At 57.7% G+C, this 22789-nt stretch carries 19 protein-coding genes, 1 tRNA gene and 1 CRISPR repeat array; of the genes, 11 read left to right on the plus strand and 9 right to left on the minus strand.

Going from position 1 to position 22789, the window contains the following annotated elements:
• Positions 1-40: 40 nt before the first annotated feature.
• A CRISPR array of direct repeats spans positions 41-689; the repeat unit is 37 nt; unit sequence GTTTCCGTCCCCTTGCGGGGAAAAGGTAGGGATCAAC.
• Positions 690-937: 248 nt separating this feature from the next.
• On the minus strand, positions 938-1414 hold the full coding sequence (gene cas1, locus NW870_RS04965) for a CRISPR-associated endonuclease Cas1 (protein ID WP_414374220.1): 477 nt from the start codon (positions 1412-1414) through the stop codon (positions 938-940).
• Positions 1411-2832, minus strand: a complete 1422-nt coding sequence (locus NW870_RS04970; protein WP_414374221.1) for a TIGR03985 family CRISPR-associated protein — start codon at positions 2830-2832, stop codon at positions 1411-1413. Before NW870_RS04970 ends, cas1 begins: the two co-directional genes overlap by 4 nt.
• A 165-nt stretch (positions 2833-2997) precedes the next feature.
• Between NW870_RS04970 and crn3 the strand changes: the two genes are divergently transcribed.
• Positions 2998-3990: a CRISPR-associated ring nuclease Crn3/Csx3 gene (gene crn3 / locus NW870_RS04975; protein WP_414374222.1), complete on the plus strand. Its 993-nt coding sequence runs from the start codon at positions 2998-3000 to the stop codon at positions 3988-3990.
• A gap of 215 nt (positions 3991-4205) precedes the next feature.
• On the opposite strand, the gene NW870_RS04980 is transcribed toward crn3, so the two are convergent.
• The 4 genes from NW870_RS04980 to NW870_RS04995 all read right to left on the minus strand — a co-directional run bounded on the left by NW870_RS04980 (position 4206) and on the right by NW870_RS04995 (position 9833).
• On the minus strand, positions 4206-5045 hold the full coding sequence (locus NW870_RS04980; RefSeq protein WP_414374223.1) for a nitrate ABC transporter ATP-binding protein: 840 nt from the start codon (positions 5043-5045) through the stop codon (positions 4206-4208).
• Between the two features lie 71 nt (positions 5046-5116).
• Positions 5117-7114 carry a nitrate ABC transporter ATP-binding protein gene (locus NW870_RS04985; protein ID WP_414374224.1) on the minus strand — a complete coding sequence of 666 codons (1998 nt, stop codon included), beginning with the start codon at positions 7112-7114 and terminating at the stop codon, positions 5117-5119.
• A 59-nt stretch (positions 7115-7173) separates the two neighbouring features.
• Complete coding sequence (gene ntrB, locus NW870_RS04990) at positions 7174-8001, minus strand: nitrate ABC transporter permease (RefSeq protein ID WP_414374225.1); 828 nt, start codon at positions 7999-8001, stop codon at positions 7174-7176.
• A 521-nt stretch (positions 8002-8522) separates the two neighbouring features.
• Positions 8523-9833 (minus strand): CmpA/NrtA family ABC transporter substrate-binding protein, encoded by a 1311-nt coding sequence (locus NW870_RS04995; RefSeq protein WP_414374226.1) that lies wholly within the window; start codon positions 9831-9833, stop codon positions 8523-8525.
• Positions 9834-10037: 204 nt separating this feature from the next.
• Here NW870_RS04995 and NW870_RS05000 point away from each other — a divergent pair, with 204 nt between their 5' ends.
• The 8 genes from NW870_RS05000 (at position 10038) to NW870_RS05035 (ending at position 16372) form a co-directional block, all read left to right on the plus strand.
• Positions 10038-11135: a tocopherol cyclase family protein gene (locus NW870_RS05000; protein WP_414374228.1), complete on the plus strand. Its 1098-nt coding sequence runs from the start codon at positions 10038-10040 to the stop codon at positions 11133-11135.
• 175 nt (positions 11136-11310) lie between these two features.
• A tRNA-Arg gene (locus NW870_RS05005) sits at positions 11311-11384 on the plus strand.
• A gap of 118 nt (positions 11385-11502) precedes the next feature.
• On the plus strand, positions 11503-13977 hold the full coding sequence (locus tag NW870_RS05010; RefSeq protein ID WP_011432255.1) for an ATP-dependent Clp protease ATP-binding subunit: 2475 nt from the start codon (positions 11503-11505) through the stop codon (positions 13975-13977).
• Positions 13978-14104: 127 nt separating this feature from the next.
• Positions 14105-14740, plus strand: coding sequence for an ATP-dependent Clp protease proteolytic subunit (locus NW870_RS05015; protein ID WP_414349574.1), 636 nt, complete (start codon positions 14105-14107; stop codon positions 14738-14740).
• Positions 14741-14757: 17 nt separating this feature from the next.
• Complete coding sequence (locus NW870_RS05020; RefSeq protein WP_414374229.1) at positions 14758-15027, plus strand: hypothetical protein; 270 nt, start codon at positions 14758-14760, stop codon at positions 15025-15027.
• Between the two features lie 16 nt (positions 15028-15043).
• Positions 15044-15400 carry a Uma2 family endonuclease gene (locus NW870_RS05025; RefSeq protein WP_414374230.1) on the plus strand — a complete coding sequence of 119 codons (357 nt, stop codon included), beginning with the start codon at positions 15044-15046 and terminating at the stop codon, positions 15398-15400.
• Positions 15348-15959 carry an ATP-dependent Clp protease proteolytic subunit gene (locus NW870_RS05030; RefSeq protein ID WP_011432257.1) on the plus strand — a complete coding sequence of 204 codons (612 nt, stop codon included), beginning with the start codon at positions 15348-15350 and terminating at the stop codon, positions 15957-15959. The genes NW870_RS05025 and NW870_RS05030 overlap by 53 nt, the downstream gene beginning before the upstream one ends.
• A 107-nt stretch (positions 15960-16066) precedes the next feature.
• Positions 16067-16372: a hypothetical protein gene (locus NW870_RS05035; protein WP_414328714.1), complete on the plus strand. Its 306-nt coding sequence runs from the start codon at positions 16067-16069 to the stop codon at positions 16370-16372.
• Positions 16373-16386: 14 nt separating this feature from the next.
• Here the strand turns inward: NW870_RS05035 and NW870_RS05040 are convergent, their stop codons facing one another.
• Positions 16387-16998, minus strand: a complete 612-nt coding sequence (locus NW870_RS05040; protein ID WP_414374232.1) for a chromophore lyase CpcT/CpeT — start codon at positions 16996-16998, stop codon at positions 16387-16389.
• Between the two features lie 8 nt (positions 16999-17006).
• On the opposite strand from NW870_RS05040, the gene NW870_RS05045 reads away from it, so the two are divergent.
• Positions 17007-18401, plus strand: a complete 1395-nt coding sequence (locus NW870_RS05045; RefSeq protein ID WP_414374233.1) for a malic enzyme-like NAD(P)-binding protein — start codon at positions 17007-17009, stop codon at positions 18399-18401.
• Positions 18402-18408: 7 nt separating this feature from the next.
• On the opposite strand, the gene NW870_RS05050 is transcribed toward NW870_RS05045, so the two are convergent.
• Both NW870_RS05050 and NW870_RS05055 read right to left on the minus strand, forming a co-directional pair.
• Positions 18409-19449 (minus strand): ABC transporter ATP-binding protein, encoded by a 1041-nt coding sequence (locus tag NW870_RS05050; protein WP_414374235.1) that lies wholly within the window; start codon positions 19447-19449, stop codon positions 18409-18411.
• Complete coding sequence (locus tag NW870_RS05055; protein ID WP_414374237.1) at positions 19442-20485, minus strand: ABC transporter ATP-binding protein; 1044 nt, start codon at positions 20483-20485, stop codon at positions 19442-19444. Before NW870_RS05055 ends, NW870_RS05050 begins: the two co-directional genes overlap by 8 nt.
• 527 nt (positions 20486-21012) lie before the next feature.
• Here NW870_RS05055 and NW870_RS05060 point away from each other — a divergent pair.
• A complete protein-coding gene (locus NW870_RS05060) occupies positions 21013-22752 on the plus strand; it encodes a peptide ABC transporter substrate-binding protein (protein ID WP_414374239.1) in 1740 nt (579 codons plus the stop codon).
• Positions 22753-22789: the final 37 nt, after the last annotated feature.

Raw genomic sequence — 22789 nt, forward strand, 5'->3', positions numbered from 1 at the left:
CAACGCAAAGTGTGTTAGAGGGGGTCGCCCGCCGCTTTGGGTTTCCGTCCCCTTGCGGGGAAAAGGTAGGGATCAACGCAAAGTGTGTTAGAGGGGGTCGCCCGCCGCTTTGGGTTTCCGTCCCCTTGCGGGGAAAAGGTAGGGATCAACCACCCAGGTGCACCACACCTGGGTGTTGTTTATCTCCTACAGTTTCCGTCCCCTTGCGGGGAAAAGGTAGGGATCAACACTACTGGGTCCCTGGACTTTTTACTCCGACTACGCAGAGAGGGTTTCCGTCCCCTTGCGGGGAAAAGGTAGGGATCAACCACACTGTATACTCAGGAGGAGGTCGATACTATGCTGTTTCCGTCCCCTTGCGGGGAAAAGGTAGGGATCAACACTTATAGAGAAAGGTTGGTTGAGACAAGGGGGTATGGTTTCCGTCCCCTTGCGGGGAAAAGGTAGGGATCAACGGCTCAGCGGGAGTAACGAGTAAGTAACTTTCTCTTTTAAACGTTTCCGTCCCCTTGCGGGGAAAAGGTAGGGATCAACACGGACCTATTCCTCCGGTGCAGTACCCGTACTGCACAATGTTTCCGTCCCCTTGCAGGGAAAAGGTAGGGATCAACCGTGCTAACTTTGGTACTTACAGAGCTGTAGCAGATGAGGTGTTTCCGTCCCCTTGCGGGGAAAAGGTAGGGATCAACCCTACCCTCGGAAAAGCCTGAATTCATGAGGTTTTCAAGGTGCGTTCGCGAGGGAGTACGGAGATTCCTCGACACAGATATTAACATTGTCCTCGCGGCCAAGCGCAAGCGGGGAAATTGAGCTTGCTACGGCCATTATGTCACGTTTTTGGGCCAATCGGGGCAAAAGATCTAAAGTTTCCCTTAAAATCTTGTGCCGGCAGAGTCAGGCTGGTGATGGCTCGCCCCGACAGATCGCGCACAAAACTTTACAATTTCGGCCCGGTGGAGCGATCCAACTGTTGCAGGTAGGCGGCGATAACATCAGTACCCTCCTGTATGGGGGCAATTTGGCCGCGGGTAGCCCGGTTGTGCAGTTGTAGAATTGCCCGTTGGTTGCGAATCTTGCCGCGCACAATCACCTTGGCCCACCTCAGCCCCCAGGGGGAGTAGGCCCGCTGATACTGGGCCAGACGGATCTCAGAGTTGGTGGAGAAGGATCCCTGCAGGCGACCGCGAAAACCGCCATCCGCACGCAAAAAAATGGTTTCGATGCCTCGATCCAGCAGTTGGGCCAAAGCTGCGCTGGTCAATTGGATCCCGGGCAACACCACCACCAGCTCCACCTCCGCAAGGCGGCAAAGCTGCTCTTGACCACGGCGGCGAATGAGCAGGGTTTGGTTTTGGCAGTGAACCACAGTCCCCGGCTCGGTTAGGTAGAGGGTGGTCATGGGCAGGAAGGTCAAGAAAGCTTCAGGTCGGGGCGATAAAACTGCAGCTCTGCCTGAGCTTCTCGAGCCATCTGTTCCCGGTAGGCCGGGGGAGCGATCACCTCGCCGTTGGGCCGCCAATCCCGCAGGCGCATGGTGAAATTGGTATCTCCCACCCGTACCCAGGCGCGGAAGTACCGGTCGCTGGCTGGTCTTTGCCGGACAATGTTCAAAATCTGTTCGCGCTCCCGCGCATCCGCCACTGCCCGTTGCACCAAAGCCGGGATCCGCTCGTAGGCAATGGGCTGGAAGGTGGGATGTCGCACTGTGCTCTCCACGTAGCGACGGGCAAACTCCGGGGAAAATCGAAGGATCAACAAAGCCTTGGGCAAGTAAAAATCGGATCCCCAGGCTTCTTCCCATGCTGCTTGGACTTCCTCTGGGCTGGGCAGCTTCTTTTGCCGTTTGCGGGTTGCCAGCTCTGGCGGAATGGAAGGAGCGTCCCAGGGAATCACCGCCAGGCGCTTAGACTGGATCCGATCCAGCCGAAAATTGTGCCAGCCCAGGGATCCTTCGGGGGTGGGAAGCTGGCCAAAGGCTGCCAAATACTTGGCGCGGCGGGCATAGAACAAACAGACTGGGTAAGTGAGAACGTGTCGGATCCCATGTTGGCGGGTGGCGTAGTCAAAACCGATCACCCCTGCTTCTGGGTTGGCCCAAAGGGCTTCTAGCTGGCTTTGATATTCATCCACCCGTTCTTGCTGTTCGTCTGAGAGGATGTACTCAAACCACACAAACAGCCGCCGCTGCGAGTGCTGATCGCGCCAGCGGGACGGAGTCCTTTGGTTGGCCCAGATTTCATCCAGCAAAACCTGCACATCTGGATGTACAAAGGCCACATCGCTGAGGATGTGATAGATCTGTTCCAGTTGATGGCCCGATAAGGTCAAAGCCGATGAAGATACGGGCAGTTGAGGACGATCCCCCGGCGCACGGCAGCGAAAATTATCTCTCCGCCTAGAGTTGGCCTGAATTTGTTGCAGCCAACCCCGGGCAGCCAGGTAATCCAGCTCTTTGCGCAGTGTGCGATGGGTCTTGTGAAAGGGTTGAGCAGATAGCAGCGCTTCCAGATCCGGAACTTCTGCTTTTAAGGCGGCCAATAGGTTGGCATCCTTCAGCCAAAAACTCAAGGGTTTCCAGCAAATGCAGTCAACATCAGGACAGGGTGAAGGGATCCCTTTTGCCAGATCCTGCTTGGGATGCCACGGCGAGAGCAAGCGATCCCGGATGTGGGTGTAGCCAAAGGTTTCCGGCAGGTCTGGCCAGCGGTTTTCGCCATAGAGGCAGTGGAGCAGTACCCACAGGCGCACGGCCCGCTCCAGGCGCTCCGCCAACTGACCGCCCGCTAACCAACGCAACACTTCCACCGTCAAAGGCAGCTCAAATCCGCTCATCCGACAGTTCCCTCGGTTCTTAGGTCAACCAGTTGATGGCACTCCAGGCCAGGGGTTTTCTTGGAGCAAGGCGCAAGTGAGAGCCTGACCACTCTGACATGAGTTGGAACCTTCCACTTCCAATCTCTTCCATACTGAAGTCAACCTGTCTCGTCAAATCTGCCCATGGCTGCTGTGGCACTGCATTTGCTTTCCGGCTGTCTGGCCGCTCGCGCCAGCGGGACGGAGTCCTTTCGCGCCAGCGGGACGGAGTCCTTTCGCGCCAGCGGGACGGAGTCCTTGGACCCTCGAAGATCCCATTCTTCGGAACTGTCTTTTCAGGTCATCGAAATTGAGCTGACCCGACCGGATCGCTTGGTTTTTCCAGAGGATTTGGCTCAGCTTCAGCTGCCTGCCGGGATCAATGCCCAGCTGGGGGTGGTTCTGACGGGGCGGGCCCCCATTTGGCTGTATGGCTGGCTGGTGCATGAGTGCCACTTCACCCGTTGGGTGGCCTGTTATGACCCACGCTTGGGCGCGGTGGTGGTCTCCAGCCATACCCCCGAAGTGCGGGTGGGCCAGGTCATCCCCTGGGTGCAGGGAAGGCCGGGCAAGGCCTACGGCCCGCTGACGCGAACAGAATTGGCAGCGGCGGTGATGGTGGTGGGCCCCCCCGACAGTGGCAAAAGCCGTCTTGCCCGCGCCCTCTTCGAAGCTCTGCTGCCGGAGCATCCCGATATTTATCTGCAACGGGCCCATTGGGATGGGGAAGGCAATTGGACTTTAGACTTGCCACCAGAAGAGGCGAAGATCCTCAAGCACCAGTACCGGGGCTCTTTTACCCCCGAATTTTTCAGCTTCCATGCCCAGGCCATTCTGGCTTTGCGCCGGCAAAAGAGTTTGGTGATTGTGGATGTGGGCGGCAAGGTGGATCCGCAAAAGCAGCCGATCCTGGAAGCCTGCTCCCACTACCTGGTGGTCAGCCGGGATCCCGAGGCTATCCCTCTCTGGCACGAGTTTTGTCGAGACCGGGGCAATTTGCGCTGTGTGGCCATCCTGCACACCTCGCCCGGCCCTCCTCAAGTGCTCAAAGACTCACCTGAGTTGGAAATTCGCTGGGATCCCAACTCTCCTCCCCCCGCGGAGCTGCTGCGGGCGGTGCGCCGCCTCATTCACTAGAGCTGCAGGTTCAGAATTGGAGGGGCGGGTCAGCATATATCGCATCCCGGACGCTGGCCGTTTTGGACGAGCGGTTGCACGGCGTTGTGTGCGAGTTCCAAGAGAGGTTTGCGGATCGCCTGACCAGGGGCTGCACCTGATGGCCAAGGTGTGTGGTTTTTGGGTTTTGGGTTGCCTTGTCGCCCTCTCGCTCCGTCAACTGCTCCAGGTTGGATTTACCGGCAAGCCGCCTCTGGGTTGGCTTCATGGCCGTAGAGATAGCTGAGAACCAAGTTGCGCAGGCGGTAGTACTGCGGATCTTCAAGAATCCGCTCGCGATCCCGAGGGCGCGGGAAGGGGATGGTCACAATCTGCCCGATGGTGGCTGCAGGGCCATTGGTCATCAGCACCAGGCGGTCGGCCAAAAACAGCGCCTCATCAATGTCGTGGGTAATCATCAAAACCGTGCAGCGATGTTCATCCCAAATGCGCAACAGCTCCTCTTGCAGCTCCTCTTTGGTAATGGCATCCAAGGCCCCGAAGGGTTCATCCAAAATCAGCACTTCTGGACGGATGGCCAACGCACGAGCAATGGCTACCCGCTGTTTCATCCCTCCCGAAATTTGCGAGGGATATTTCTGAGCGGCTTCCCCCAGCCCCACCAAATCCAAATGTTCTTCCACAATTCGATGCTTTTCCGACTGGCTCTTTTGGGGAAATACCGACCGAACGGCCAAATAAACATTTTCATAAACCGTGAGCCAAGGCAACAGGGCATACCCTTGAAACACTACCATGCGCTCCGGGCCAGGAGCTGTAATCGGCTGCCCTTTCAGCTTCACCGAGCCACTGGTGGGCTGGGCAAATCCGGAAACCATATTCAGCAGGGTGGTTTTGCCACAGCCGGAATGCCCAACCAAGCAGACAAACTCTCCCTCGTTCACACTGAGGTTGATATCTCGCAAGACGGGATAATCCCCCTTGGGAGTTGAGTAGGTCTTGCTGACATTCTCAAGGCTTAGGTAGGGTTCTGCGGCTACGTTCGCTGGGGTAGAGGTTGTCAAGAGGGCAGTCATCGTAGGGTGCTCCAATTCATGATTTTCTCACAACGGGGAATGTGCTTTTGCAAGGGCGCCCAAGTGGGTATCTAGAGCAACACAGGACGACGATCTAAGGCAACCTCGGCTACATAAATATCGTGCTTAATCGCCAAACTGTTGAGGTAGGCCAGGGGATCCTCGCCATTAAAGGGGATCCCATCGAACAACTGAATGGGCTGCCTTTGGTAGGAGACATCCAGCCCCAGCTCGCGGGCTGCCGTACTGAATACCCCCACCTGACACACCCGCTCTACAATCTCCACCCAGTTGCGAGGGAAGGGCAGATCCCCCCAGCGGGCCATTTGGGTCATCATCCACAGATGCTCGGTGCGGCTGGGACGGTTGCCGGCTCCCAGAAAGAAGCGGTGGTGGGCATATTCCCGCATCGGCCTGTCCAAGTCACAGATCAGACGCTGGGGATCCCCCAGATGAATGTAGGATGGGTCGGTGCTCAGGTAGGCGCGGCGGCTGAGCAGCTCGCGAATCTCGTCGTGATGGGCCGGGTCTTCACAGTAGCGGCAGGCTTCCAACAGCGCTTTCACCAAGGCAATGTGGGTGTTGGGGTAGGCTCTGGCCCAATCTTCTCGCACCCCCAACACTTTGCCGGGATGGCCCAGCCAAATCTCCAGATCTGTAGCCACCGTAAAGCCACTGCCCTCTAAGGCTGCCCGCAAATTCCAGGGCTCTCCCACACAGTACCCATCGATGTTGCCGGCTGTTAGGTTGGCCACCATCTGGGCCGGAGGCAGCGTTTTCAGTACCACGTCATGATCCGGGTGGATCCCGCCGGCTGCCAGCCAGTAGCGCAACAGCAAATTGTGCATAGAGCTGGGATGCACCACTCCAAAGGTGAGCCGACGGCTGGGACTATCCAGGATGTAAGCCTTCAACTGGCTGAGGGTGTGGATCCCTTGCTCATAGAACCGCTTGTGCAAGGTGATAGCATTGCCGTTGCGGGTCAAGGTGAGGGCCGTAACCACCGGCTGAGGCGGGTTATCCCCTCCACCCAAGGACATCCACACCGGCATACCGGCGGGCATTTGGGCCGCATCCAGATAACCTCCCTGAATGCCGTCTTGGATCCCTCGCCAACTGGTTTCCCGCACCAAATTCACTTCTTCCAAGCCGTGTTTGGCAAAAAACCTTTTTTCTTTGGCCACAGCCAACGGAGCACAGGCAGTGAGGGGCACAAAGCCAATCTCCAGGTTGATCTTTTCCAAGCCATGCCTGGCCACCACAGTGCTGCGGCGAGCACGCCATTGCTTGATGCGTTTTTGTTGGTTCAAAAAGTAGATGATCTCGCTGCGGTAGCTGTAGTAGCTGGGATGGTTGACCACCTCCAGCCGACGGCGGGGCCGAGGAATGTCAATGGTCAAAATGTTCCCAATTCGGGATCCCGGCCCATTGGTGAGCATGACCACACGATCTGACAGAAGAACCGCTTCGTCCACATCGTGGGTGACCATGAGAGTGGTCATCTGATGTTCTTCGCAGATGCGCATTAACTGCTCTTGCAAGTTCCCGCGCGTGAGCGCATCCAAAGCGCCAAATGGCTCATCCAACAACAACACTTTGGGCCGCAAAGCCAGGGCACGGGCAATGGCCACCCGCTGCTTCATCCCCCCGGACAATTGGGCTGGGGGCTTATCTGCGGCATGGCGCAAACCCACCAGATCGATGTGCTCTTCTACGATCTGCTGACGCTCCGCCGGAGAATGGTTTTTAAGAACGGCATTCACCGCTAGCGCAATGTTTTGCCGAACCGTTAGCCAAGGCAAAAGCGAGTAATGCTGAAACACCACCATGCGATCGGGGCCGGGAGCCGTAATGGTATGTCCATCCAAAGCTACGATCCCCCCCGTAGGCAAAGACAGCCCCGCCACCATGTTCAATAGGGTGGATTTGCCACAGCCGGAGTGGCCGATTAAGGAGACAAACTCCCCTCGATGGATTTGCAGATCGATCCCTTTCAGAGCAAGGTATTCCTGCCCTCCGGGCAGAGGAAAAGATTTTTCCACCTGCTCTACACTGACCAATACAGACACAGAAAACCTCCCAACCTATCACTCATCTAGCCTTAAGCCAACCACGCACTGACAACACATCATTGATTGGCTATCTTGTTTTGCAAAATAGACATCAGGCGATCCAAAAGCAATCCCACCGCTCCGATGTAGATGACGGCAACGATGATCTCCGTAACGTAGTTCTGCTGGTAGGCATCCCAGATGAAAAAGCCGATCCCCGGCACACCCGACATCACAATCTCTGCGGCAATAATGGCCAGCCAAGACAGGCCGATGCCGATGCGCAGACCTGTGAACATGTAGGGCAGGGCTGAGGGCAGCAACACCTTAAAAAAGAAGTCCACTTTGGAGAGCTTGAGCACTTTGGAGACGTTGATGTAGTCTTCCGGGATCTGTCTCACCCCCACAGCCGTGTTGATGAGAATGGGCCAAATTGAGGTAATAAAAATAACGAACAGGGCAGCCGGCTCATTGCGTTGCAAAGCAGCCAAAGATATGGGCACCCAAGCCAAGGGAGCTACCATGCGCAAAAATTGGAAAATGGGATCCAAAGCTCGGTTGATCCACACACTGCTTCCCACCAAAATGCCCAACGTGATGCCCACCAAAGCGGCACTGCAATAGCCGATGGCCACCCTTTGTAAGCTGGCCAAGGTTTGGCGCAGCAGCCCTTGGTCGAGGTCGCTGTTGCGATACAAAGGATGCAGGATCAGATATCGGCTGCGCTCATCCATCCACACATCCCAGGGCCCCGGCAGCCGAATTAGGTTGGCACTGGCCAAGATCTGCCAGATGAGCAGGAATCCAACAATACCCACCACAGGGGGGAGAATCTGATCTCGGTACTTCGCCAAATCGAGCTTCGCTGCCGAAGACTTTGCCGGAGAAGAAAGTGTCGTCGTCATAGCTCCTGGAGAGGATAGGGTTTTACAAGGTTCTCTGTTGTCGCGCTCTCAGAACATTCCAACCGCAGGGTTCTACAACGTGTTGGAAACAGAGCATGAACTGGGATTGGCCTTGCCTTTTCTTTGGATGGGCAAACACAGGGATTGCAAACTCAACAAAACTCTCACGACAATCAGAAAACTCAGGATTCCTACGGCTATTGAAAGGATGAGCTTGTCCCAGCGAGGCCGGGCCGGCCTCTCAAAAGGAGGATCCCTGAAGAGTTCGCGCGGAACGTGAAGTAGAGCCAACATAGCCGATCCTCAACATGGCATTTAAAGTTATTCAAAAAGTGCGAGGCTCATAGCATCCATCAACTTTCCATCGTTTGGGCAGAAAGCTCGGCACCGCTTTTTTCGACCTCGTGGGATCCCACAGGTAGGCAGGATCCCTGTCGCGCGAGAGATTCGAACAAGGAAACGGTAAGCCATGGACTTCCTGCGAAAGAAGGTGAGGAACTTGGCCCAATCAAGCTATTCAGCTAGACCCTTTTGATTTTCAGGCTGTTCAGGTAAGCCTGCGGATCCTGTGGGTCAAACACCACACCGTCAAAGAAACGCTCTGTTCCCCGCGAGGTGTTGTTGGGGATGTTCTTCACCCCCAGTGCCTGGGCGGCCTCACGCCAGAGATCTTCACGGTTCACTTCATCCACCAGACGACGGGCAGTATCCAGATCGGGAAGGAAGCGAGCGTGGAAGCCCCAACGCAGGGATTCCGTCAGGAACCAAAGGTCATGGCTCTTGTAGGGGTAAGAGACGCTGCCCCGGCCATCTTCCCAGTACAAGGGCCCGGCATTGAAATCTTGAACAGCTGGCTTGCCGTCTCCCAATTCGTAGTTGCCTTGAAAGGGAGGGGTGAGAACTTCAACCGGCACATTCAGGTAGGCACGCCCTGAGAGAATGCGTGTCAGTTCTTCTCGGTTGGCCGGATCGTCGCACCATTGCTGCGCTTCCATCACCGCCATCAAAGTGGCTTGTGTGGCCCTGGGGTTTTGCTCTACCCAATCGGCGCGAATGGCCAAGTATTCTTCGGGGTGAAAGGGCCAAATCTGTTGGGTAAGGGCCGCCATAAACCCGATCCCATCGGCCACAATCCGGTAGGGCCAGGGATCCCCGGTGCTAAAAGCATCCATGGTGCCATTGCGCATTCCCTGCACCGTTTCGGCAGAGGGAACCGCCAACAGGTCGATGTCTTGATCCGGATCTACCCCCCCAGCAGCAAACCAGTAACGGATCCAAAAATCTTGATTGACGTTGGGGAAGGTATGAGCGGCCTTGAATTTGCGTCCGTTGCTGGCGCTGAAATTTTTGATGTAATCCGCGGCTCCCGAGATATCCAGCCCCAAACCCTTGCCAACATGCATTCCAGCAATGGCAATTCCGTTGCCTTGGGTGATCAACTGACACAGAACTGCCATGCGCACCGGCTGATTGTTGGTGATGGCGCCAATGTGGATCATGTGAGGCATCGGCATCTGCCACTGGCCACCGTCGATTCCCCCACCCGCTGAGCCGATGACCACATTGTCACGGGCTGCCGGCCAACTGGCCTGCTTCAACACCTCTACACCGGTCATGCCATGCTTGTCGAAAAAGCCCTTTTCCTTGGCGATGATCAGGGGGGCAGACTCCACAATCGGTATAAAGCCTAACCTGAGATTGGGGGTTTCTGGGCCGCTGGCCTGGGCAACCCAGTAGCCTGTGCTGGCCCGTGCTAAGCTGCCACTCACGAGTCCACCCACGGTGGCCGCACCCGCAGACAGCAAAAAGTTACGACGTGACGTCATGCTCACCTCATCGAAAGGATATGTGAAGGCAAGAAGGAAGCTTTCCAGTTCAAGTCGCCTGACCCACGGATTTCCTTCGTGAAATCTCAAGAAATCCTTAAATCTCAGCTTGGTTGATATCCTAAGGGCAAATAAATATAGAAACAATACAATTATTATTTTGGTAAGCATAGACTTCCGTTTATCATTGTTGCGATGGCTTAGGTCTCAATGGCGTTTCCTCCAACGGCGGCTTGCTCTGGGCAAAACAACTCAACAGATTGGGGATCCCTGCCCCATGCCGGCTATCACTGGGATGGCTGCACAGAGCGGTTTTTTGAGGGCTGGTACAGCCGCGTCACCTTGCCCGGGGATCCGCCCATTAGCTTTGCCTTCATGTACGCCATCGATCCCAAGCGCGGGGGCATGGCTCAGGTGTTGGGGCCAGAGGAGGAGCTGCATTGGCGCACCTTCCCCAATCCCCGCCGCTTTTGGGCCAGCTCAACCCATCTGGCCTTGGGGCACTCAGGGATCCCAGACCCTGGCTGTCGCGGCCTTCAGGATCCCTTCACCTTCTTCCAGCGCACCGCCAGTGGCTACCAATACACCGCCCACCTCAATCAGGGGATTTTGCCGGATCCCTTGGTCTCTGAGCCCATTCGCTGGCTTTACCGCATTCAGCCTCGTTTTGCCTATGGGATCCCACCCCAAGCCACCATGGGAGCCTGGTCTTATCTGCCCATCTTTGAGCCGGGCTGGCAGATCCTCATGAGCCATGGCTTGGCCACCGGCTGGGTGGAGTGGAGAGGCAGGCGCTATGAATTTCAGCAGGCTCCTGCCTATGCCGAAAAAAATTGGGGCCAAAGCTTTCCTCGCCGCTGGTTTTGGATCCAGTGCAACGCCTTTCCCCAGCATCCCGGTCTCAGCCTCACCTGTGCCGGAGCTGAGCGGCAGGTGCTCACCCGCCCCGAAGAAGTGGCCCTGATCAGCTTGCATGGGTGGGGATCCCAGCCCTTTTTGGAATGGCGACCCGGATCCGCTCGGCTGACCTGGCAAGTGGATCCCTGGGGATCTTGGCGAATCCGGGGAGAGAGCGCCCTCTGGTGTATTCGGCTGGAAGGGCACACGCGGCGGCCTGGCCAAACTGTATTCGCCCCTGGCCCAGAAGGGATGCAGCGCAACTGTCGGGATACCCTGGCAGGGCATCTGCACCTACAGCTTTGGCAGCGCAACGGCCAAGTCTGGACGCCGGTGCTCAAGGCCACCAGCCCCCAAGCCGGCCTCGAAGTGGGGGGAGAAGTCCGGCAACCTTGGCAAGGGCAATGTTAACGCTGGCGGATATCTACACCCCCGCTGGACTTTCCAAAGAACGCTCTTGTGCTAGAATGCCTAAGCCACATTGATAGATGTCCATCTCTGTCTCTGGATAGTACTGGATAGTATCTGAGTAACTATGGACAGATAGTATGGACAGACAGTCAACCGTGGTTGGCCCGCCCCTTTTGCGCCTGTAGCTCAGTGGACTAGAGCACGTGGCTACGGACCACGGTGTCGGGAGTTCAAATCTCTCCAGGCGCGTTTTGGCCCCAGACAGCTTCCGTCTGGGGTATTTACCGTCCCTTGGTTTCGCCAGAACTTGTGCTAGGATTACCCCTATCAAGTCCGCCTTGATGCAGGCGTAGGGAGCCCGAGGATCATGTTTGAACGCTTTACAGAAAAAGCCATCAAGGTGATCATGCTGGCCCAAGAAGAAGCCAGACGGTTAGGTCACAATTTCGTTGGCACCGAGCAAATTTTGTTGGGGTTAATCGGCGAGGGCACTGGGGTCGCCGCCAAAGTTCTCAAGTCCATGGGAGTGAACTTGAAGGACGCCCGCATTGAAGTCGAGAAAATCATCGGTCGGGGATCCGGTTTTGTGGCCGTCGAGATCCCTTTCACTCCCCGCGCCAAGCGAGTGCTGGAACTCTCCCTAGAAGAGGCCCGCCAGCTCGGCCACAACTACATCGGCACTGAGCACCTGCTCCTGGGCCTAATCCGAGAAGGGGAAGGGGTGGCAGCCCGCGTTTTGGAAAACCTGGGGGTGGATCTCTCCAAGGTGCGCACCCAGGTGATCCGCATGTTGGGCGAGACCGCCGAAGTGACGGCGGGGGGGGGATCCTCCAGCCGCACCAAAACGCCCACCCTGGACGAATTCGGCTCCAACCTCACCCAACTGGCCCAGGAGGGCAAGCTGGATCCGGTGGTCGGTCGGACGCGGGAGATCGAGCGGGTGATCCAGATCCTGGGCCGCCGCACCAAGAACAACCCCGTCCTCATTGGCGAGCCGGGGGTAGGCAAAACCGCCATCGCCGAGGGTTTGGCCCAGCGCATCGTGCAGGGGGATGTGCCCGATATTTTGGCCGACAAGCGGGTGATCAGCCTGGATATTGGCTTGCTGGTGGCCGGCACCAAGTACCGCGGCGAGTTTGAAGAGCGCCTCAAGAAAATCATGGATGAGATCCGCAATGCCGGCAACATCATCCTGGTCATCGACGAGGTGCATACCCTGATCGGGGCCGGGGCTGCGGAAGGGGCGATTGATGCCGCCAACATCCTCAAGCCTGCCTTGGCCCGTGGCGAGTTGCAGTGCATCGGCGCCACCACCCTGGATGAGTACCGCAAGCACATCGAACGGGATGCCGCCCTGGAGCGTCGCTTCCAGCCCATCATGGTGGGCGAGCCGACGGTCTCCGAGACCATCGAGATCCTGTTTGGCCTGCGGGAGCGCTACGAGCAGCACCACAAGCTGAAGATCTCCGATGCCGCCTTGGATGCGGCAGCCAAGCTGGCCGACCAGTACATCTCCGACCGCTTCCTGCCAGATAAGGCCATCGATTTGATCGACGAGGCTGCTTCGCGGGTGCGCCTGATCAACTCTCAACTGCCCCCGGCGGCCCGGGAGCTGGATCAAGAGTTGCGGCGAGTGCTCAAGGAGAAAGACGCTGCGGTGCGGGCCCAGAACTTCGACAAGGCTGGTGAGCTGCGGGATCGGGAGATGGAGATCAAGCAGCAGATCCGCGCCATTGCCGCTGCCAAAAAAGCCGAGGAGAGCAGCCGCAGCGAAATGCCTGAGGTAACCGAAGAGGACGTGGCCCAAGTGGTCAGCGCCTGGACGGGGGTGCCGGTGGCCAAGCTGACCGAGAGCGAGTCAGTGAAGCTGCTGAACATGGAAGAAACCCTGCACCAGCGCATCATCGGCCAAGACGAAGCGGTGCGGGCCATCTCCCGGGCCATCCGCCGCGCTCGGGTGGGGCTGAAAAATCCCAACCGCCCCATCGCCAGCTTCATCTTCTCCGGCCCAACAGGGGTGGGCAAAACCGAGCTGACCAAGGCTTTGGCAGCCTACTTCTTCGGCTCCGAGTCAGCCATGATCCGCCTCGACATGTCGGAATACATGGAGCGGCACACGGTCAGCAAGCTGATCGGATCCCCGCCGGGCTATGTGGGCTACAACGAGGGGGGTCAGCTCACCGAGGCGGTACGCCGTCGCCCCTACACGGTGGTGCTTTTCGATGAGATCGAGAAGGCGCACCCGGATGTGTTTAACCTATTGCTGCAAATCCTGGAGGATGGCCGCCTGACCGATGCCAAGGGCCGCACGGTGGACTTCAAGAACACCCTGATCGTGATGACCTCTAACATCGGCTCGAAGGTCATCGAGAAGGGCGGCGGCAGCCTCGGCTTCGAGTTCAACACCAACGACGAGGATGCCAACTACAACCGCATCCGCAACCTGGTGAATGAGGAGCTGAAGCAGTACTTCCGTCCGGAGTTCCTCAACCGCGTGGACGAGATCATCGTCTTCCGGCAACTGACCAAGGATGAGGTGAAGCAGATTGCCGACATCCTGCTCAAGGAAGTGTTTGACCGCATGACGGAGAAGAAAATCCGCCTTACGGTCAGCGACCGCTTCAAAGACTTGGTGGTGGAGGAGGGGTATAACCCCAGCTACGGGGCGCGCCCGCTGCGCCGCGCCATCCAACGCCTGCTGGAAGACATCCTGGCGGAAGAGATCCTGACTGGGCATGTCCGGGAGGGATCGGAGGTGCTCATCGATGTGGATGAGGAGCGCAAGCCCAAGGTGCTGGTCACGGAGCCGGAGCGGGTTCTCTTGCCTCAAGGGGCGGAGTAAAGCTGGCTTTGAGAGGTCCTCAGACTGCAAGGGATCCGTTGGGATGCTGCGGATCCCTTGTGGTCCTCAAGTGTTGTTTTTCTGGTGTTTTTCAGTTGAACAGACCCAGGCGTAGGAGATCTCTGGCATGGTGCAATCGACCTACTACTACTATGGCGGCGCTCCGGTTCGTACCCCACCCCCAGATTTGGCTTCGCTGCTGCTGCAGGAGCGCATTGTCTACCTGGGCTTGCCCCTTGCAGAGGAGTCGAATGCCAACGTCACCAAGCTGATCATCGAGCAACTGCTGTATCTGCAGTACGAGGATCGGGAAAAGCCGATCAAGATGTACATCAACTCGACGGGCACCTATAACTACGACACAGCGGCCTTTGCCATTCTGGACACCATGAACTACATCAAGCCGCCTGTGCATACTATCTGCATCGGCAATGCCATTGGGATGGCGGCCATGTTATTGGCAGCAGGAGCCAAAGGATTTCGGGCCAGTCTGCCCAATGCCACGATCGTGCTCCACCAGCCCTATGGGGGCACCCGTGGACAGGCCAGCGACATCGAAATTCGCACCCGCGAGATTCTGACTTTGCGCAACATGATGCTGGAGCAACTGTCCCGCAGCACGGGCCAGCCTATGGAGCGCATCAAGAAGGACACGGAGCGGCTATTTTTCATGACACCAGAGGAAGCCAAAGCCTACGGCCTCATCGATCAGGTGCTGACCAGTTCCAAAGGCGTGCCGAAGTTGGCAACAGCCAAAAACTGAAGCAGAGGGATCCGTCCATGGTTCAAGTTCCCGTACAGCCTTTAACGGCGGAGGAGTACCTCTACCTCACGGACGGGCTTTATGAAGGACGGGTTGAACCTGAAGACGGGTCCATTCGGGAAGCCGAGGAGCGTATGAACACCCTCATTGAGCTGTTTCTGGTTGCGGAATTGCCCAAGTTTTTGCCCATCCAACGCCTGAGCTTGGGCCAAGTTGAGGTCGAAGTGCCCGCAGCCAAGGCTCGGTTGCGCAATCCAGAGGTGATGGCTTTGCATCCCGCTATGTGAGCTTGCTGGGAAACGGTTGCGGAATCCTTGCCTGCACATGCCCCTGCCGCTGTTGGTGGTGGAAGTCGTTTCCCCCGGAGTAGACAATGAAAAACACGATGATCAAGACAAGCGCAAAGATTACGCTGCCCGTGGGATCCCAGTGGATCCAGCCAAGCAGTCCGTTTCCGCGGTGCGCTGGGTTGGCGGAGAATACGAAGGCGAGGTCAAAACTGGATCTGGACGCATTGTTTCCTCGGTTTTGCCCCAGCTGGATTTGAGCGCGGAAGATATCTTACAAGCGCGTCGTTCTGTGTTTCATACTTTGCCAGGAGAAACTTATGCCGATTGGAGTGCCTCGGGTTCCCTACCGTTTGCCCGGCGAGCCCTATAGCCAGTGGATTAGCCTTGACGATCGCCTGTACCAAGAGCGGATTTTGTTTATCGGCGAGCCCATTGACGATAGCTTGGCCAATACCATCGTGGGGGTGATGCTCTACCTCAACTCGCAGGATCCGCAAAAGGACATTGTGATGTACATCAATTCTCCCGGTGGCTCTGTGACGGCGGGCATGGCCATCTACGACACCATGAACCACATCAAGCCAGATATCGTTACGGTTTGCGTGGGCCAAGCAGCTTCAATGGGAGCCTTTTTGTTGGCTGCCGGCACTAAGGGAAAACGGTTTGCCCTGCCCCACTCCCGCATCATGCTGCACCAGCCTTCGCTGGGCACGATCCAAGGCCAAGCCAGCGACATTGAAATTCGCGCCCGCGAAACTCTGCGAGTCAAACGGCGCATGAACGAGATCTTGGCGCAAACCACCGGCCAACCGCTGGAGAAAATCGAGCGGGATGTGGAGCGAGACTTTTACCTCTCGGCCACGGAAGCTCAGGCTTACGGCATCGTGGATCGGGTGATCCAAGAGCGCTCGGAAGCCATGGCCAGCTAAAGGGATCCCCCCCTTTCCCCCAGCAACAGGTCGAGGGGTTGGGAAAGGTTGGGAGGGATCCCTTCAAGGGGTGGAGTTCAGTGGACAACGCTAGGAGAACCGGTCGGATGGGCCAACGGCTCTGGAGTGCAGGACTGGGCTGCTGCGCGGGTCTGCTGCTGCTTTGGCCGGAAGCTTGGGCACTGCCCCCTGCCGATGAGATCCCTGAGGAGGTGCTGCGGGCCCAGCCCGACTTGCGGGCTCGCTCTCCGGTCGATAATCAGCCCCTCGCCGCCGCCGAGGCTCTGGAACTCCAGGAAGCCTTGGCAGCTCGGCCCGAAACCGGATCCGTCTCCCCCGAGGTGGAACGGCTGATCTTTTTGCTCAGGCTGCGCAAAGGATTTCGAGATCTGTTGCCTTTTTTGTTCCCCTGACTGTTTTCTGGCCCTCACCCCCTGTCCCTTTCTCCCCAAGGGCGAGGGGAAGAGGCCGGTGGGATCCCTTTTCGGTAACGGTAGGGTCCGGCGCGGGATCCCCAGGTTTGTTGGCCAGTGGCGGCGTCAAAGCCCCGATCCCAGGTGATGAATTCGCTGGGGGTGAGGTCGAACTCGATGTGGATATAGGTGCTATCCCCGGGGTTCAGACGACATTCTCCACCTGGCAGCATTTCGCCGTGGTAGCAGTCTGGGCGCTTTTCCACCAAAATGCGACAACCGGGCAAATGCTCCAGGTCGGCCAAGGAGAGCTGCGCCAAGCGCTGCGGATCCTGAGAGGCACCTGCCCAAGCTGCTTGATCCCGCAATTTGTAGTTCTCGATCCGCAAGGGATCCCCCAATACCTGGAGCACCCGGCTGCGATAAAACTGGCCCGGCGTGTGCTGGTTAAATTGCTCGGTAAAAAAGCCGATCCCCTCCGAGAACAGGTGGGGAAGGCGCACGTACCAAAGGCTGACCGGCACAAACCACACCGGCTCTGCCATCGCCTGGGTGCGGTTGCTGTAGTAGCCCTCCAGCCAGTTGGCCAGGGTGTGCAAGTCGGAAGCGGATTTTTCGTCTACCATAGGGAGCTATGACAAAACTTACCCCCAGCTCTAGCTATAGCATTGCCCTGCGCATTCGCCTGCTCAACCAGCCGGGAGCCCTAGCCCGCGTCACCCAGGCCATTGCGGAAGTGGGAGGCAGCCTCAGCCAGATCGATCTCATCCACCAATCGGCAGCAGAAACGGTGCGAGAAATCTGTGTAGATGCCGTCAGCAGCGAGCATGCTCAGCAAATTTACGCCGCCGTTGCCTCCTTGGCCAATGTGAAGGTGGAGCGGGTGGTAGATCGCACCTTTGAGCTGCATCGAGGGGGAAAACTGCAAGTGGTGGCCAAAAGCCCCCTGGAGAGCGCCGCCGATCTGGCCATGGCCTACACGCCGGGGGTAGGGCGGGTTTCTCTGGAAATTGCTGCCAACCCCGCCGCGGTCTATGAGTACACCATCAAGGGCAACAGTGTAGGCATTGTAACCGATGGCAGTGCGGTGCTGGGCTTGGGGAATGTCGGCCCGGAGGCAGCTTTGCCGGTGATGGAGGGGAAGGCGGCGCTGTTCAAGCGCTTTGCCGATATCGATGCCTTTCCTCTGTGCCTGGCCACTCAGGAGGTGGGGGAAATTGTAGAGACGGTGGTGCGCCTGGCGCCGGGATTTGGCGGCTTTAACCTGGAAGACATCAGCGCCCCTCGCTGCTTTGCCATTGAGTCTCAGCTCAAGGCCCGCCTCAACCTGCCGGTGTTTCACGACGATCAGCACGGCACCGCCATTGTGGTGCTGGCGGCGCTGCTGAATGCCCTGAAAGTGGTGAAAAAGAGCCTAGACGAGGTGCGCATTGTCCTCAACGGGGCCGGGGCAGCTGGCATTGCCGTGACGCAACTGCTGCGGCGGGCCGGGGCAGCCCACATCCTGGTCTGCGACCGCCAAGGGATCCTCAGCCGCTCCCGTTCCGATCTCACCCCCGAGAAGGCGGCCATTGCCGTCGAGGAGAAGGGATCCCTGGCGGAAGCCTTGGTGGGAGCGGATGTGTTTATTGGGGTGAGCGTGGCCAATGCCCTGACAGTGGAGATGGTAGAAAAAATGGCACCGGATCCCATCGTCTTTGCCCTGGCCAACCCGGTGCCCGAGATCCAGCCGGAGCTGGTGGGCAATCGGGTGGCAGTGATGGCCACGGGCCGCAGCGACTACCCCAACCAAATCAACAACGTGCTGGCCTTTCCGGGCGTGTTTCGCGGCGCCCTCGACTGCCGCGCCAAGCAGATCAACACCGAGATGTGCCTGGCTGCCGCTCAAGCCATTGCGGCTTTGATCCCACCTGAGGATTTGGATCCCCAGTGGATCATCCCCTCGGTCTTCGACGGGCGGGTGGTTCCTCAGGTGGCCGCTGCGGTAATCCAGGCTGCCCGCCAAACCGGCGTGGCCGGGATCCCTTGAGGGCTACCTAGGGCACCAGGTGACAAGCCACAAAATGCCCCGCGCTCACCTCGCGAAAGGCCGGGGGTGGATCTTGACGGCACGCCTCTGTTACCCAAGGGCAGCGGGTGTGGAAGTTGCATCCTTTGGGCGGGTTGACCGGGCTAGGCACATCGCCCTTGAGGATGATCCGCTTGCGCCTGGCTTCCACTTCCGGGTCGGGAATGGGAACTGCCGAGAGCAGTGCCTGGGTATAGGGATGGAGAGGATTTTGGTAAATCTCGTCGCGATCCGCCAGCTCCACCACCTTGCCCAAGTACATCACCGCCACCCGGTCGGAAATGTGGCGCACCACGCTCAGGTCATGGGCGATGAACAGATAGGTGAGGCCGAACTGCTCTTGCAAAGACTGCAGCAAGTTAATCACCTGGGCCTGAATCGACACGTCCAAAGCCGAGATCGGCTCATCACAGACAATAAAATCCGGCTTCAAAGCCAAGGCACGGGCAATGACAATCCGCTGCCGTTGCCCGCCCGAAAACTCGTGGGGATAGCGGTTGACAAAGTTGGCATTGAGGCCGACCACCTCCAGCAGCTCCCTGACCCGCTCCTGCTGCGCTTTGCCCCCGGCCACCCTAAAGACTGTCAGGGGCTCCCCCACAATTGCCCCCACCGTCTGGCGGGGATTCAGAGCGGCATAGGGATCCTGAAACACCATCTGCATGCGTTGCCGCATGCGGCGCAGCTCTTCCGGGCTGAGCTGGGTCAGATCGACACCCCCAAAATACACGTTCCCGGCGGTGGGCCGATATAACTGCAAAATGGCTCGCCCAAGGGTGCTCTTGCCACAGCCCGATTCTCCCACCAGCCCCAGGGTTTCTCCCCGCCGCACCGCAAAACTCACCCCATCCACCGCCTTGACGGATCCCACCTGTCGTTGCAGGATTAGCCCCCGCCGAATGGGAAAATGCACTTTTAGGTTTTCGACGCGCACCAAGGTGGCTTGGCCGGTCTCAGGTGGGCAAGCATCGACAGAGGCGCTGGCCGGGAAAGAAGGGGGGTCAATCATGGGCCGTCCTCTCCAGCGATTCACCGTCCCCGCCGACACCGGCCACTGACCGCAGATGGGCTTTTCCTTCCGGCTTTACCCAGCAAGCCACCGCATGCTGGGATCCAACGGACTCCAGCTCTGGATTTTCGCTCCAGCAGCGGTCGATGACGAAGCGACAACGGGCCGCAAACGGACAACCCTTGGGATAGTTGACCAAATCCGGGGGCATGCCCTCAATGGGCTGCAGCTTTTCGCGGCGGCGCTCATCCAGGCGGGGGATGCTCTGCAGCAGGCCGATGGTGTAGGGATGACGGGGATTTTTGTAAAGCTGGTGCAACGGAGCTTCTTCCACAATCTGGCCGGCGTACATAACCAAGATCCGGTCGGCCAGGCCCGCCAAAAAGGCCAAATCATGGGTAATCCAGATAATCGCCATGCCGATCTCCTCGCGCAAGGCTTTGATCAACTCCACAATCTGGGCTTGGATCGTCACATCCAAGGCGGTGGTGGGCTCATCGGCAATCAACAGCTTTGGGCGGCAGGACAGGCCCATGGCAATCATCACCCGCTGCCGCATCCCCCCGGAGAATTGGTGGGGATAGTGATCCACCCGCTCGGCTGCTGCCGGGATCCCAACCATTTGTAACAGTTCAATAGTCCGCTGCCGTGCTTGGGCAGGAGTCATGCCCAGGTGCAACTGCAGAGCCTCGGCAATTTGTTGGCCCACTCGCAAGACAGGGTTCAAGGAGGTCATGGGGTCTTGAAAGATCATGGCGATCTGGTTGCCCCGGATGCGCCGCATTTCCGATTCTTTCAGCTTGAGCAGGTCTTGGCCGGCAAACAGCACCTCGCCCCCCACAATTTTGCCCGGCGGTGTTGGGATCAGCCGCATCACCGAGAGCATGGTGACACTTTTGCCGGATCCCGATTCCCCCACAATGCCCAGAGTTTCCCCCTCGTCCACGTGAAAGCTGGAACCGTTGACGGCCTTCACCACTCCATCCTGGGTATAGAACCGCGTTTCCAGCCGCCATACTTCTAACAATCGCGCCATGCTCCTGGGATCCTTGTCACCGCTACAGCAAAGGAAAAGGATTTCCCCTTATATGGCGAATTTTTCCAGAAAAATCCAGCATCCCTTAGAACCATTTAGACACAAACCAATTCAAGCTCAATCCCGACCGAGTTCAAGTCCAACCCTAAAGAGGAGCAGCACCTAAGGGTTGACGAAACCCTGCCACCATTCTTGCTCATCTCTACAGACATTTGCGTATCCATTTGCACCAAACGGGGGAACCCCATTCCCAGCAATCCAACCCTCTAGGGCTCTGCAAGCGGGATCTGGCAATACTGTGTAACGAATTACAGAAAAATCCCGTCCATCTGCTACCCTGCTGAAACCTAAACCTAAAAGAGGTCTTGATTGAGGCAAACCCTCATCCAACAAAGTTGACCTCAATCGGACCGCCGGGGGGGAACCTTACCCGGTTCTTGCCAGTCAAAGGCTGAAAATCTCTGGGATGACTTGGAGGCCATAGCGCCAGTCCCCTAGCTGAGTCTGTTTACAAGAGGTAAGTGTAAATGTCTTTTCATCCTTTCCAACGTCTGAGACTGCGGCTGGTCAAGCTGCGGCTGTGGTTGATTCCCCTGTTTGTGGTGGGAGGGTTGCTGGTTCACCAGCATTGGATACCCGTCCAGGCCCAAGCCGACGACACCCTGCGGTTGCTGTACTGGCAAGCGCCAACTCTGCTTAACCCTCACCTCTCCACAGGAACCAAAGACTTTGAAGCCAGCCGCTTGGTCTATGAGCCTCTGGCCAGCTTTGATGCCCGTGGTGAAATGGTGCCTTTTTTGGCAGCAGAAATCCCCAGCATTGAAAACGGCGGCGTTGCCAAAGATCTGACCTCTGTCACCTGGAAGTTGAAGAGCGGGGTCACTTGGGCGGATGGAGAACCCTTCACCGCTGAAGATGTGGTCTTCACCTACAAGTACGTTTCCAACCCAGAAGTGGGAGCGATTACCTCCGAATACTATGCCGATGTTGCCTCGGTGGAAGCTGTGGATCCGACCACGGTGAAAATCACCTTCAAAAAGCCGACGGTGGCTTGGTTTGTGCCCTTTGTCGGCAGCAACGGCATGATCATTCCCAAACATATCTTCAAAGACTACAACGGCCCTAACTCCCGCGAGGCCCCTGCCAACCTGGCCCCCATTGGCACTGGCCCCTACATTACCGAAGAGGTGAGGCCAGGGGATGTGATCGTCTATGTGGCCAACAAGAACTTTCGGGAAGAGGGCAAGCCCTTCTTCAAGCGCGTGGAATTGAAGGGAGGTGGAGATGCCACCTCTGCGGCACGGGCGGTGCTGCAAACCGGCGATGCCGACTATGCGTGGAACACCCAGGTAGAAGCTGCAGTGCTCGCTCAGCTAGAGGCTACAGGCATTGGTCGGGTCATTCCCAAGCCTGGCCCGAGCATGGAGCGGATCGTTATCAATTTCTCCGACCCCAACGTAGAGAAAGACGGGCAACGCTCCCACAAGGATGTGCCCCATCCGTTCCTGACGGACTTGAACGTGCGCAAAGCCCTGAGCCTGGCTGTGGATCGGCAAACCATCGCCGATCAGATCTACGGCGTGGCCGGTACCCCCACCAATGACTACGTGTTATCTCCCGAAAACCTGCGGGCCAACGCTCCCTGGGAATTCAACCTGGAGAAAGCTGCAGCGCTGCTGGATGAAGCCGGTTGGGTAGATAGCAACAACAACGGCATTCGGGACAAAGGTGGTGTAGAGATGCGCATGGTTTTCCAAACCTCTGTTAACCCGGTGCGCCAGAAAACTCAGGAGATCATCAAGCAAGACTTCAGCAAGATCGGCATCGACCTGGAGCTGAAGAGCATCGATGCCAGCATCTTCTTCGACAGCGAACCCAACAACCCCGACAACCTGGGCCACTTCTACGCTGACCTACAGATGTACACCACTGGCAACGATAACCCGGATCCGACGAGTTACCTGCGCCGTTACCTTTGCGAGGAGATTGCCCAGAAAGAAAACAACTGGGCCAAGTCCAACGACTCCCGCTATTGCAACCCCACCTACGACGCCATGTTTGCCGAGCTGGTGGCGATGACCGATGCCAAAGAACGGGAGGAGCAGATCAAGAAAATGAACAACTTCCTGACAGTAGAAGATGTGGCGGTGATTCCTTTGATCGACCGCTCCAGCCCGGCGGCAGCGGCCAACAGCCTGGAAGGGATCGATCTCACCCCCTGGGATCTGGAACCTTGGAACATCAAAGATTGGACTCGCAAGTCCTAGGGGATCCTGTCGGGGAGGGGAGGGGGTGAGGGAGGGA

Source organism: Synechococcus sp. R50.1 (assembly GCF_047462115.1).
GTDB lineage: Bacteria > Cyanobacteriota > Cyanobacteriia > Thermostichales > Thermostichaceae > Thermostichus.